Here is a 13,716-nt window from a genome sequence, read left to right as displayed (position 1 = left end):
TTAGGATGATGATGAATATGGGGAAATTAAAAATCGGTATGATCGGACTCGGTGGAATCGCGGATTTTCACAGCAAAGGGATCTTAGAGAGCGAAGACGCGGAGATTTGGTCCATCTGCGACTGTAACGAAGAGAAGCTTGCCGCCCGAAGCAAGGAGTGGAATATCCCGGAGTCCCGCACCTATTTGAACTATGCCGATCTGCTTAAGGACCCGGAGCTGGACGCCATAACCATCGGCACGCCCAACTATAATCATTTTGCCATTGCGTTGGCCGCAATTGAGCACCGCAAGCCCTTCGCCCTTGAAAAGCCGGTTACTCTGGAAGCCAAAGAAGCGGCGGTCCTCAAGGAAGCGCTGGAGCGCGATCCCCTCCCTCATATGATCTGTTTTTCTTATCGCTACAAAACGGCCGCACGGTACGCAAAGTGGCTGATCGAAGAAGGCAAGCTGGGGACCATTCATCATGTATACAGCCAATATCTTCAGAGCTGGGGCATTAAAGAGGAGATCCCGCTGGTGTGGAGATTTCAAAAGGAGCTTACCGGCTCCGGAGCCATGGGGGATCTCGGCTGTCACATTCTTGATCTGACCCGTTTTCTGGTCGGTGATACGCAGCGCGTCTTCGCCGATGCCGGAACAATTATCCATGAGCGGAACCGTCTGGACGGATCGGGCAAAGGCGAGGTTGACGTCGATGATTACTGCCACGTCCTTTCCCGAATGGAAGGCGGAATCTCCGCCACCATGAACATCTCGAGATTTGCTTACGGCCGCGGGAATTACCAGCAAATTGAGATTTACGGAACCAAAGGCGCTCTTGTGTATAATCTGGATGAAGAAGATACGCTGCTGGTGAAATTGGCCGACGAGGAAGATAAGCAGTTCCGCCAGGTGCAGATTCCCGATTCGTTCAAGCTGGGCCAAATGCAAGCCTTTTTCAATCTGCTGAACGGACGCGGCGATGGCAAGAACGCCACAATGGCGGACGGATATGTCAATCAACTGGCCGTTGACGCTATTGTTGAATCTTTTACCGAACAAAAATGGGTATCCATCAAACAGGAGGTTCTCACAAATGAATACGCTTAAAGTAACCGTATGGAACGAATACCGGCATGAAAAGGTCAATCCGCAGGTGGCGGGCATTTACCCTGAAGGGATTCATAACGCCATTGCCGGCTATCTGAAAACCGCCCCCGGCCTGGAAGTCGCAACGGCGACGCTGGACGAACCGGAGCATGGATTAACGGATGATGTATTGGACAACACGGACGTGCTCATCTGGTGGGGGCATATGGCGCATGACGAGGTCCGGGATGATATTGCGGATAAAGTACGGGACCGGGTTTTAAAAGGAATGGGCCTCATCGTTCTTCATTCGGGGCACGGCTCCAAGGTGTTCGAACGTTTGCTGGGCACCAAGACCGGCGCTCTTAAATGGCGGGACGACGGTGAAAAGGAACGGCTGTGGGTCATCGAGCACGGCCATCCCATCGCCGACGGGCTGGGTGAGTATATCGAAATTCCCAAGGAGGAAATGTACGGGGAGCGTTTTGAAATTCCGGCCCCGGACGAATTGGTCTTCATCTCCTGGTTCGAAGGCGGCGAAGTGTTCCGCAGCGGATGCTGCTACCGCAGGGGCAAAGGCAAGCTTTTCTATTTCAGACCGGGTCATGAGACCTTCCCGATCTACCATCAGCCTGAGGTTCTGCATGTAATTAAGAACGCCGTACACTGGGCGGCCCCGACGCAAGGGGCGAATATATCGTACGGCCGTGTGTCCCCCATTGAACCCTTGCAAATAAACAGCGTACTTAGCTAACACTTGTACATTTTGAAAAAGGTGTCCGGGCAGCCACTGAGGGCCGTTCCGGACACCTTTTTTTTGAGCAAATTTGCCGAATGGAGTTCATCCGCGAATGCATATTCGTCAGACCGTAACTTCCTCCGTGCAGGGCATCAGCGCCTTTTGCTCCCATGCTCTGCTTCTCCAGCGCATATAGAGGACCAGTCCCCGCACCCACTCGTCAATAATAAATCCGGCCCATATGCCGTACAGGCCATAACCCAGATGAATCCCGAGCAGATACATAAGCGGCATGCTGAACAGCCACATAATGAGGATTGCCGATTTCATGGCGAACCGCGCATCGCCCGCCGCCTGCAGGGAGCGCTCGAAGATGATATTGAAGTTTCTTCCCGGCTCCAGTAAGAAGCCCAGCAGGATCAGAGTGGACCCCATCCGGATAATCTCCTTCGACTCGGTGAACATTTCAAGCATCGGAAAGCGGAAGAAGCAGATGACGGCGACGGCCGCAAGCGTAATCAGCATACTGCGGAACAGATTGCGAAGCACTTGCTTATAGGCTTCCTCACGCTCTCCAGCCCCTACAAGATGTCCTACGATGATCTGGATGCCCCTTCCGATCGATACGGCGATGATCATGACGATGAACGTGATGTTCTGTGTATAAATCTTGGTGGTCAGCATCATGGGGCCAAGCGACGTAATGAACGAGGTGATCACGATCTGGCTGACGTTGTACGACAAATTGACCGCTGAAGAGGGAATGCCGACCTGCAGCACTTTGGACACAAGCTCGCGGTTCCAGTGAATCAGATTGAACCATTGAATCGGAACCCCGACCACCTTCCGAAGGATGAACAGATTGATGGCTAAACCGATCAATTGACTGACATTCGTTGAGATCGCCACACCCGTCACACCAAGCTTTGGAAACCCCATGGGACCGAAAATAAACATATAGTTGCCGAAGACGTGCAGCAGGTTGATCCCGACGGCTACCATCATCGTGTGCCGGGTAAATCCGTGGGATTGAATAATCGCGACCGTCACCGTGTTCAAAGCCTGCAGTACAAGCGCTCCGCCGGTAATCAGCAAGTAAGTGCGGGCCATTTCAAACAGGTCCGGCCCCAGATTGAATATATGCAGCAGCTTCCCGCTGAACAAGACGACAATCAGGCTCATAAGGAGGCCAAATACAAAATTGATTCCGAGCGATGAAGCCACGATCTTCTCGATTTCTCCCGTCCGGCGGGAACCGAGATACTGGGTGACGACAACGGTAGAACCCAGTGCGATAAAGTTGAATGTCAGCAAGGCAAACATGATAATCTGGTTGGACACGCCGACAGAGGCAACCGCTTCATCCGAAACCTTGCTCAGCATCAGTGTATCCGTCGTCCGCAAGAGCACTTGGAGGGCGGATTCAATAAATATCGGCCAAGAAATAGCAAACAGGGATAAGCTCCCTGCCTGGTTTCTGTTCATGTTAGACGCCTTCTTCCTTATACCCCGTAGGCTTTCTTGTTTTCCCCTTTAACGTCAATTCTTTAACCTTTTTGTACAATAGCGACCTTGGGGATATACGCAAGCAAAAAGGGCATAACCCCTCAGGATTACACCCTTTCCGCATGGTCTTATTTCCTCACTCTTATTTGCCGTTAGCCGCGCGCCAAGCGTCAAGCTGTTTTTGCGCTTCGGCGATGACTTTGTCAGCGCCTGCCGCTTTTTGCTTCTCAAGCAGCTTCGGAAGATTTTCCTCCGGATCCAGTTGGCCGGATTTAATTCCGTCTACGAATGCTTTGTTGGCATTGTCGATGGAGATCATTTCATTCTTCACCGGTTCCGGGTCAAAGACGAATCCGAAGATCCGGGACGGGTTACCGGAAACCAATGCGTTAAACTTCTCGTAGTTTTGATATTTGTTCGGATCTTCGCCCACCCGGGTATAGTTCAGCATTTGGTTCCCGATTTGCCACATAATATCGTGATAGAATCCGACATCGTTATTCGTTTTGCCGTCAGGCAGGGCAACTTGTCCGTCTTTCAGCACATAGTGCGTTCCTTCAATACCGAAGTTGAACAAGGTCAGCAGATTTTTATCCTTGAAGAACAGGTTGAGGAGCATCATCGCGCGTTCCGGGTCTTTGGACGTTTTGGAAATCGCCTGCATCGTCGCCGTCATTTTACCGGTCTGCAGTCTGTCGACGTTGAGCGGAATTTGAAGCATATCTCTTCCGGCCTTGAGGGAGCCGTTCGGCGATTTCGATACCGAGCCGATCTCCATGTTAGCCAGGATATCCATATCTCCCACCAAGGCGAAAGCTTGACCCGCCTGAATCTTCTTCCAGGCATCCAGACCCGGAGTCAGCGCATCCTTGTTGGTGTATCCCGCCTTGTACCATTTGTTCGTCATCTTGGCCAGCTCCATAAAGCGCGGAGTGTTGTACATATTTGTAACGGTGAAATCATCGGGCGCCGTACCTTTCACATTGAGAGCGGCCAGGTTGCCGATTTGATCCAGCGTACCCGAAGAGTAGTAGGCGTCCAGCGGGAAGCTCGGCATAACGAGCGGAGTGATGCCGGGCTCGTTCTCTTTGATCGTCTTCAGCATCGGCTCCAGTTCTTCAACCTTGCCCGATTTAAACGCGCTCAGATCAAATTTATATTTGTCGACCAGCGCTTTATCGAGATAAACACCCTGCGCGCCGCCCAGTTCCTGGTGGGTATGAATGCCGTACAGCTTTCCTCCGCGCTTGGCCGGATCATGATAATTTTTTTCGACCGCTTCGATGTCCGGTCCGTATTTGGCAAGCAGGTCATCCAGAGGAAGCAGCGCTCCCTTGGTTACTTCCTGCTGGAAGCCGAGCCAGTCCGCGGTAAACATCAAGTCGAACTTGTCCCCGGAAGCCATCATCAGATTCGTTTTGTCGCTCCAGGCGCCCCAATCGATCGGGTTCAGCTTGACGGTTACGTTCAAGTCGGGGTAGGTCTTTTTCAGATAATCATTCATTGCGTTCTGAACCAGCTCATTATCCTTCTGCGGCGCGTCGGGGAAGACCATAACCACTTCGTACGGCTTAAGTCCGCCTGCTGCACTGTCTCCGCCGCTGGATGCCTGGGGAGAATTGGAACTGCCGCTGTTATTGCTGCTGGAACATCCTGTTGCCGTCATAGCAACCGTCAGCATAAGTGAAGAGAGAATGACCGAACCTTTCTTTAACCATTTCATATTGCAGCCTCCCTAGTTCGTCTCATATTTCTATATACTAATCCGGTCTGTCCCGGTATTAGCCTTTCACTGCCCCTACCGTAAGCCCTTTCACAAAATACTTTTGCAAGAAAGGGAATACGAGCACCAACGGTCCGATCGCAATCATGGCCATGGCCATGCGGATCGATTCCAGAGGCTGGGTAACCTGCGCTGTGGAACTGTAAGCCTTATTGGCGATACTCTGGAGAAACGAAGCATTCATCAAGGTTTTGTTCAGCAAATACTGTAGAGAGAACAGCTTCTCATTCTGGATAAAGACCAGGCTTGTGAACCAGTCATTCCAGTACGATACGGTAATGAACAGACCGATCGTTGCCATAACCGGCAGCGACAGCGGAAGAATAATGCTGAAATAGGTTCTGTATTCGCTGGCTCCGTCAATCTGGGCGGAGTCAATCAGCGACGGCGGAATGCTGGTGGTAAAGAAGGTGCGCATGATGATTACATTAAAGCCGCCGATCAAACCGGGGATTATCAAGGCCAGCAGCGTATCCTGCACATGAAGGAAACGTGTATACACCAGATACCAAGGGAGCAGGCCGCCCGAGAACAGCATCGTAATTAAGATATAGAAGCTAAGGGCGCCTCTCAGCGGAAAGTCCTGGCGGGACATTGCAAAGGCCATCGCCGAGGTTACGAACAAGCTTACGACGACTCCGACAACCGTAACAAATATAGATACCCCATATGCCCTTAGGATTTTTTCGGCATCCTGCATCAGATATTGATAGGCGACAAAGCTAAACTTCTGGGGCCAAAAGCTGTATCCGTGTTTCAAAACCTCTTTCTCATCGGCAATGGACACGGTCAGCACGAGCCAGAACGGAATAAGGCAGGCCAGACTGAAGAGAGACAGAACCGCAATGATCAGCGGGTTGGTCCGTTTGTTCGTCGACATATTCTCCTCCTAAAATAATGCGTTCTCTTTACTGAATTTACGTACGATGAGATTCACTGACAATATCAGGACAAAGCCGACTACCGATTGGAGCAAACCTGCCGACGAGGCCAGCCCGGTATCGCCCGTAACCATCAGCGCATTGTATACATAAGTGTCGATGACATCCGTTGTCGATTTCAGCATGCCCGACGCCATGGTCGCCTGGTAGAACAACCCGAAGTCCGCATTGAAGATTCTGCCGATAGCCAGCAGCGTTAAGATGATAATGACCGGGGCGATAAGCGGAATCGTAATCTTCGTCATCTGTTTCCATCGGCTTGCGCCGTCAATGACAGCGGCTTCATAATATTCCTGATCGATTCCGATAATCGCCGCCAGATATACAACGGCCGCATAGCCGACATTTTTCCACGTGTTAACAATCGTTAAAATATAAGGCCAATGCTCAGGAGCGGCATACCAGTTGACCGGTTCCCAGCCCATAGGTTCCATGATGAACTTGTTGACAAAACCGAGATCCGGATTCAGGAAACCGTATACAAGGTAGCCCACAATAACCATGGAGATGAAATTCGGCAGGATGACCGTGCTTTGAAAGAACTTGGACATGAACTTATTCTTGACTTCATTCAGCAAGATCGCCAGCAATATGGCAAGTATGGTGTTGATGATAAGAAAGGCCACGTTATAAAAAATCGTATGCCGGATAATTACCCAGGCGTCGTTGGAAGCGAACAGAAATTTGAAGTTGTTCAGGCCCACCCACTTGCTGGCCCAAATACCATCGGTATAATTCAGATCCTTGAACGCCAGGAAAATGCCGAACATGGGCAAATAATTGTTGATAAACATTAACAGGATTCCGGGTAAAGCCAGAATAATCAGCGACCGGTACTTCCACAGCTTTCCTTTTCTTGTCTTACTTCGCGTTATGGAAGCCTTTGCTTCCAGGACCTCTACCGAAGCCATAAGTCCACCCTCTTTGATTTGGTATGGCTTCATTATACGTTTGGAAAAAGGTCGTACCCACCGTTTTTGTAACCTCAGTCCATTCGTTTTGTGACATTCCGGTATTCCTGCGGATTTACCTCAAATTGCTTCCTGAACATTTTGGTGAAATGGGAAAAGTTGGAGTATCCCACTTGCTGCGCAATGGCGCTGACCGTCATGCCTGTGGTGTCCAGCAGTTCCTTCGCCCGGTTCATTTTGGCTTCAATCAGGAAGTCGATCAGGTTCTGGCCGGTTTCCTTCTTGAACAGCCGGGACAGGTAAGCGGGATTCAGGCCGACGTGAGCGGCCACATCCTCCCGCGACAGGTCCTCCTCCACATTATGGTGGATATACCGGATGGATTTCTGGATGACTCCGTCCCTTTCATCCGGCTCGAAGGCCGCCTCCATTACGGCGGAGACCAGGCTCTCCGCCCAATGCATATAATGGCGCAAGCTGCGAACTTGAGCCGATGCCCACATGGGGAACTGGGGAACGTGATTGGCGCTGATCCCTTTGACCTGAAGAAAATGATAAATAATCTGCAAGGTATCCTGATGAAGAGTCGTCAAGTGCTTCCCCTGAACATTCGGGGTCGCTTCCAGTCTGCCGACAATCCGGTGAATCAGCCGGATCATCATCTCCTTGTCCCCGTTCAGCATATAGTTGGCCCATTCCGAAATATGAATCTCGCCCGGACCGGCGGATGGCAATGCCTGAAGAGACTGGGGAGTGTACAGTAGAACGGACTGCGTTCCGGTGATATTGTCTCGCTCCATATTTTTCAAATTGTCGCATAGACCAGGCAACTCCTGAAGCAGGGCATATTTGCCCACGTAGCAGGTTACCGAACAATAAAAATACTCCCGGCACACGTTGATAAAACGGCTGCCTGTTTGTATCCATCGGTCTAAGCTAGAATCCGTCATGCTTGCTGCTGCGGCATCCTCCGCTGAACCGGAAGCGTACACGACGACGAACATAACGCCGGCTTTGTCCGTAATGACTTCTCCAGGCTGGCCGGCAAGCCAAATTTCCTCCGCCGCCTTCTTGACCGCATACTCCATGATTTCCTGATTCCGGGAATCCATAGGCTTGTTCCATTCTTCAATACTGATCAGAATAGGCAGCACCCTGTCGTCCGGATGCAGGTCAATCTGCGCATCCTGAAGCGCGCGTTCCAGAAAATCGCCGAAGGAAAGCAGTCTCCGGGACAGCAGATCCTGCCAGAAGCGTTCTACCAGCCGCGGCTTCTGTTTCTTCCACAGCGAATAGTATTTACGGTACATCTCGGTGTAGCGCGTATGCTCTTCTTTTTCCTTAATAGCTTGCAGCATGCGGGTGACGGCCCCGGCCAATTCTCCCCCGTCTACCGGCTTCAGCAGATAATCGAAGCTTCCCAGATTGATCGCCTGCTTCGCATAAGCAAACTCCGAATGGCAGGTCAGGAACAGGGACTCCGTGTGAGGAGAGCACTCTTTTACCCACCGGACCAATGACAATCCATCTTCGTCAGGCATTTCAATATCGCAGATCAGAATGTCTATCCGGCGGTCCTGCATAATCTCCCTTGCCTCATCGGCGTGATTGGCTGTATGCACTTCATCGATTCCAAGCGCTTGCCAGTCGTTGCAGCGGCAGATTCCTTCCACCGCAAATTTCTCATCGTCCACAATCAGCATCTCCATGATGTTCTCACTCCTCAAATATATTCGATGGGCACAACCATCGTCACCCGCATGCCTTTCGGCTCGTTGTGGCTGAGATGGATCCTGGCCTTTCCTCCATAACGCATCGCTATCCGCTTCTTCACATTCCAAATCCCGATATGCTTGTCCTCGGATGCCGGGGCATATTCGGGAGCATTCAGCTCCTCCAGCTTCTCATCAAGGATGCCTTTGCCGTTGTCCTGCACATCAATGCGCATCAGCCCTTCCATTTCCTCTGACGGGTTCGCTGAAATCTGTAGACTAAAGGATTCGCCTTTAAGGCTCATACCGTGAATCATGGCATTCTCCACAAAAGGCTGAATGAGCAGGGACGGAATACAGGCGCCAAGCAATTCATCCGAAATCCGGATGTCAAAATCAAAGGAATCCTGATAGCGCATTTTCTGAATTTCCAGATAATTTCGGATATGCTCCAGCTCCTGGCTGAGAGTGATCGTGTCTCTCTTCGACTGCAGCATAAACCGGAAATACTGGACCAAATGACGCACCGTCTTCTTCACCAATTCATACCGCTGCAATTCCGCCAGTTGATAGATAATGTTCAGCGTATTGAGGAAAAAATGGGGATTAATCTGCGTCTGCAAATGCTTGAGTTCAGCATTCTGGGCATTCAGCCGCTCTTCATACACATCGATCTTTAGGTACCCAATTTCCTCTACCATACTGTTAAAGGCATGATTGATGCTTTGAAATTCGACGAGATTGGAAACCGGCAGCTTCGTCTCCATCGCGCCGCCCCGGATCCTGTGGATGGCGCTAAGCAATTTCAGGATGGGCCGAATGACCGTTCTGCGGAAGATATAAAGATAAAGCAGCAGAATCAGAAAGACGAACAGCGGCAGCAGATTCACCAGAGTCTGAAAATCATTCAGTCCCTGTAAAAGCTCGGAATTGGGGAGAACGATCGCCATATTAATTCCAATCTCGGGAGATTGGCTGGAGACGACAAAAAGCTTCCTGTGCCCTTCCGATAACGAAAAGGAGGAGTTCTTGTTCATTTTATCCGCCGGCAGCCTGAAGTCCCCGCCGAGGGAGGCAGAGGGAGAAGACAAAACGATTCCGTCGTTGCCGACAAACAGGAGATCTCCCCCCGCCTGCAGATTGAGGCTGTTCAAGGGGGACTTCAGCGAATTTATATTGATCAAGGCCCCTATATAGGCGTTATTGGTCAGATCGTCGCTAATAACGCGGTTCAAATAATATTCTCCCCCGATCCGGACGATCGTCCATTTATACAGCAACGCCTCCAAAGACTCGGGATGAAGAATGGAATCCGTAATCCAATTTTTGATGTTGTCCATATAGCCTTCCGTAGAGCCGAGGATGTTGGAGGTAACCAGCACATCATTGGGCTTAGAGTAGGCATAAAACATGTCGACGGTGTGATAGTAGGCTTGATAAGCCTGGTTTCGCTGGATCAGTCCCATTTGGGCAAAATAATAATCGGAATCCGAAAGGCCCGGCCGCCCGAACCTCTGGAAGTTCTCGTCATGATCGACCATATCAATCATGTTTGTCGTAATATCATCCAGGCTCTTATCGATCATCTGAAGATTGGAGTTGACCAGATTTTGATAAGATTTGGACACCTGTGCAAGCACGACATCCTTGGCATAATAGCCCGCCGCAAAAAGAACAAGCAGAAGAGGAATCATAATAGCGGAAAAAAGCAGCATTAACCGAAACCCCAGCGTATTGGTTTTTATCCTCATGTTTATCCCTCGCCTTGTAATGTAAAAGAACCGTATATACTTCCAGAGTAAGCGTTTACGTTCCTCTCTATATGCTAAACTAAAACCAGAAAAATTACATCAAAAATCTCAGGTGGAAACGAGTGAAATCCTAATCAAAGCAAATAAAAAAGAAGGCCTCGTAAAATGTTTTACGATGCGCCTTCCTTTTTTATGCAGTATAGCTGCCTCTGTGTTTGACACCAACTTGGAATCCTATCATTTAAATGATTCGTTTTCTTTCCGGTACAGGGCAGGCCTGCGGTCGTAAAACGGAGCGACGGTACCCCGTTCGCGGTTCTCGCGAAGCATGGTAAAGTCGGCGGTTGCAAATACGAGCATGCTCTCATTCATCTCCCCCGCCCCTATCACTCCATCCGGAGGAAAAGGGAAATCACAGGGAGCAAATAGCCCTGCTTGACCATATCCCCTGTCTACTTGAGAGCGCTTCTCCGTCAACTCTCCGACAATCCCGCTCAAGGCGACGAACAGCTGGTTTTCGATGGCGCGCGCCTGGCACGTATTCCTTACCCGGTAATATCCGTTGGCTGCTTCCGTATAAGAAGGACACAAGATAAGCTCTGCTCCTTTATCGGCCGCGATTCTGGCCGCCTCGGGAAATTCGATATCGTAGCAGGTCAAAATCGCCAGTTTACCCCACGGAGTTCCAATCACGTTTAATCCATCCCCATACCCAAGCTTCCAATCCCTCTGCTCTTCCGGAGTCAGATGAAGCTTGTTTTGCGTTTCCACCCGGCCGTCGGGGAAAAACAGCGACGCTTTGTTCACAAACCGTCGCTCATCCCTGCAAATATGGGTTCCCGCCAAGATGGCTATGCCGGATTTTGCGCTGGCAGACTGGAAAAAGTCGCGATACACCGCCGTAATTCCGTCCAGATAGCCGCAGGCCTCTTCATAGCTCATGGCGGGAACGATGGACAGCAAATGGGCCGTCGTGTACTCGGGAAAAACAAGCAGATCGGCCTTTTCTTTCACAGCCTCATCGATTCTGGACTGCAGCCCGTCCCAAAACTGCGCTTCCGTTTGGATAGGACTCAGCCCATACTGCATAACGGCTATTCTAAGTTGTGTCATTAGCTGTCCTCTCTACGAACGGACGTGAAGCGAATAGATGTCCGTCCTCCGGTCACTCATCGTCAGCACGTCCTTCGTTTTTTTGTAACGTTGCAGCACTTCCAGATCCACTTCCGCCATAATGGCGGTTTCCGTATTTTCACTGCATTCCCCGGCGATCCCGTCCCTTGAAAAAGAGAAATCCGACGGTGTATAAATGCCCGATTGCGCGTACTGGATATCGACATTGTCGACGTGGGTCAGGTTTCCGACGGTTCCGGATGTCACCACAAACACCTGGTTCTCGATCGCTCTTGCCTGCGCGCAGTATTTTACCCGCAGGAAGGTCTGGCGGTCTTCCACGCAATACGGCACGAAAATGATTTGCGCTCCCTCTTCAGCTACAATTCTCGAAACCTCAGGGAACTCAATGTCATTGCTGAGGAGAAGGGAAACCTTCCCGCAATCGGTATCGAACACCTCCAAATCATTCCCGCCGTTGATTCCCCACCACTTTTGCTCATTGGGAGTGATGTGAAGCTTGGTCTGCTCGGAAATCGTACCGTCCCGCCGGAATAAATGGGCTACATTGTAAATCCGGTTGTTTCGCTCGACAAAATGGGATCCTCCAATAACGTTAACGTTGTATTTAACGGCCAGTCCGGAGAACAGTTCCATATAATTCGGGGTGAATTCCGCCAATTTGCGTACGGCCTGGCTCGGAGACTTCTCTTCGAGAAAGGAAAGCAGCTGCATCGTTATATTCTCCGGAAACACGGCAAAGTCGGATTTATAATCGGACGCGACATCCACGTAATGCTCGCACTGCGTGGCGAATTCCTCAAAGGATTCAATCTTTTTCATCATGTACTGCACTACGCAAATCCGTACGGGAAAAGACATTTTACTATGGATTCTGGATTTCTTCGGCTTATACTCAATGTTGTTCCACTCCAGCAGAGCCGCATAGGTCATGGATTCCTTATCGTCCGGCAAATAATCCGTAATAATCCGTTTCAGAGTAAAGCCGTTCATCATTTGAAAGGTAAGAACGGGATCATAAATATTTTTCTGCAGCACCTCTTCGGCATATTCCCGCGGGCTCAGCTTGTCGCTGTATTTATGGTAAACCGGTATCCGGCCCCCGACGATAATGCTCTTCAGATTCAGCTCCTCCGCCAGCCGCTTCCGGGCCTCGTATAACCGTCTTCCAATTTTCATACGGCGGAAGTCCGGATGAACCATAACCTCCATTCCATATAAATTTTCACCGTTTGGATTATGGTTTTTAATATAGCCGTTGTCCGTAATTTCGTCATACGTATGCTGCTCCAAATAATCGTTGAAATTGACGAGCAGACTCGAACAAGACCCGATAATGCGCGAATCGTACTCCACACACAACTGCCCTTCCGGAAAAATCCGGATATGGCTTTCGAGCTGACTCTTTTTCCATGGCTTCATGCTCGGGAAACATACCTTCTGAAGCTCAATAATATCGTCAAAATCTTTGCGTTCAATTCTGCGTATAATGATCTTTTTTTCAAATGGTGAAATATGCCCGTCATCCGTCATAGTAACTCCCCATTCGTCTGTAAGGTGGGCTGCAATCCAGCTCTTTACCGTTAATTTATCCTCCTGCGCATGGAAAGAAACATAAATGGCTTCCAAGGCTATGGTTTAATCTCGGGCAGCGGCCGGCCTTCCCTGACAAGCTGCACTCCATCCTGGCATACCCCGTATGATTTCCACGGACAGGTGACACATAAACGCTCGATGTCGGAAGGTTCCACCTGCTTGGCTACATACCCGCATACCTCCCGCCACTCTCCCCGAAAACCGGGTGCAAGACCCAGCTTGGCCAAAACCGCCTGATCCAATTCATGCACGGTTCCGTCACAATGATTCTCTTGATCATGCGGAAATGCACGGCAAATGTCGTCCAGACCCGTGACAATTTCGATCCCGGTATCCGGTTTGGTTCGAAGAGTCTCATAAATCTCCGTCATGTTCACACAAAAATCCGCGGAATATCCCATTCCACGGTATCCCAGCAGGCAGAGCAGATGATGCCCGCGCAATCGTATCGTCATCCTGTCTTTCCCCTATCTATGAAGATATCCATAATTTCATCAATTATAGCATGGCAGCCTCCTGGATTAATCCTGGCTGGATAAGGACATATAAATAATAAAGAAAAGAATGGTAATC

The 13,716-nt window shown here is 50.1% G+C and carries 11 protein-coding genes; 2 read left to right on the top strand and 9 right to left on the bottom strand.

Features of this window, described 5'->3' with window-relative positions:
* Nucleotides 1-17: 17 nt before the first annotated feature.
* Nucleotides 18-1,091, top strand: a complete 1,074-nt coding sequence (locus tag EH198_RS15060; RefSeq protein WP_124696337.1) for a Gfo/Idh/MocA family protein — start codon at nucleotides 18-20, stop codon at nucleotides 1,089-1,091.
* Nucleotides 1,078-1,824: a ThuA domain-containing protein gene (locus EH198_RS15055; protein WP_124696336.1), complete on the top strand. Its 747-nt coding sequence runs from the start codon at nucleotides 1,078-1,080 to the stop codon at nucleotides 1,822-1,824. Before EH198_RS15060 ends, EH198_RS15055 begins: the two co-directional genes overlap by 14 nt.
* A gap of 108 nt (nucleotides 1,825-1,932) precedes the next feature.
* Here the strand turns inward: EH198_RS15055 and EH198_RS15050 are convergent, their stop codons facing one another.
* From EH198_RS15050 to EH198_RS15010, 9 genes are all read right to left on the bottom strand, one after another.
* On the bottom strand, nucleotides 1,933-3,294 hold the full coding sequence (locus EH198_RS15050) for an MATE family efflux transporter (protein WP_124696335.1): 1,362 nt from the start codon (nucleotides 3,292-3,294) through the stop codon (nucleotides 1,933-1,935).
* 163 nt (nucleotides 3,295-3,457) lie between these two features.
* The gene (locus EH198_RS15045; protein ID WP_124696334.1) at nucleotides 3,458-5,038 is read right to left on the bottom strand and encodes an ABC transporter substrate-binding protein; all 1,581 of its coding nucleotides are present in this window, start codon (nucleotides 5,036-5,038) and stop codon (nucleotides 3,458-3,460) included.
* A 58-nt stretch (nucleotides 5,039-5,096) separates the two neighbouring features.
* Nucleotides 5,097-5,978, bottom strand: a complete 882-nt coding sequence (locus EH198_RS15040; RefSeq protein ID WP_124696333.1) for a carbohydrate ABC transporter permease — start codon at nucleotides 5,976-5,978, stop codon at nucleotides 5,097-5,099.
* Between the two features lie 9 nt (nucleotides 5,979-5,987).
* Nucleotides 5,988-6,950: an ABC transporter permease gene (locus EH198_RS15035; RefSeq protein ID WP_124696332.1), complete on the bottom strand. Its 963-nt coding sequence runs from the start codon at nucleotides 6,948-6,950 to the stop codon at nucleotides 5,988-5,990.
* A gap of 74 nt (nucleotides 6,951-7,024) precedes the next feature.
* Nucleotides 7,025-8,659 (bottom strand): helix-turn-helix domain-containing protein, encoded by a 1,635-nt coding sequence (locus EH198_RS15030; protein WP_246014339.1) that lies wholly within the window; start codon nucleotides 8,657-8,659, stop codon nucleotides 7,025-7,027.
* Between the two features lie 14 nt (nucleotides 8,660-8,673).
* On the bottom strand, nucleotides 8,674-10,413 hold the full coding sequence (locus EH198_RS15025; protein WP_124696331.1) for a sensor histidine kinase: 1,740 nt from the start codon (nucleotides 10,411-10,413) through the stop codon (nucleotides 8,674-8,676).
* A gap of 237 nt (nucleotides 10,414-10,650) precedes the next feature.
* On the bottom strand, nucleotides 10,651-11,526 hold the full coding sequence (locus tag EH198_RS15020) for a carbon-nitrogen hydrolase family protein (RefSeq protein WP_124696330.1): 876 nt from the start codon (nucleotides 11,524-11,526) through the stop codon (nucleotides 10,651-10,653).
* A gap of 12 nt (nucleotides 11,527-11,538) precedes the next feature.
* Entirely contained in the window at nucleotides 11,539-13,080 is a 1,542-nt protein-coding gene (locus EH198_RS15015) for a bifunctional GNAT family N-acetyltransferase/carbon-nitrogen hydrolase family protein (protein ID WP_124696329.1), read from the bottom strand.
* 98 nt (nucleotides 13,081-13,178) lie between these two features.
* Entirely contained in the window at nucleotides 13,179-13,598 is a 420-nt protein-coding gene (locus EH198_RS15010) for a DUF1284 domain-containing protein (protein WP_124696328.1), read from the bottom strand.
* Nucleotides 13,599-13,716: the final 118 nt, after the last annotated feature.

The organism is Paenibacillus rhizophilus (assembly GCF_003854965.1).
Taxonomy (GTDB): Bacteria; Bacillota; Bacilli; order Paenibacillales; family Paenibacillaceae; genus Paenibacillus_AQ; species Paenibacillus_AQ rhizophilus.
This window is presented reverse-complemented; position numbering and strand designations above follow the sequence as displayed.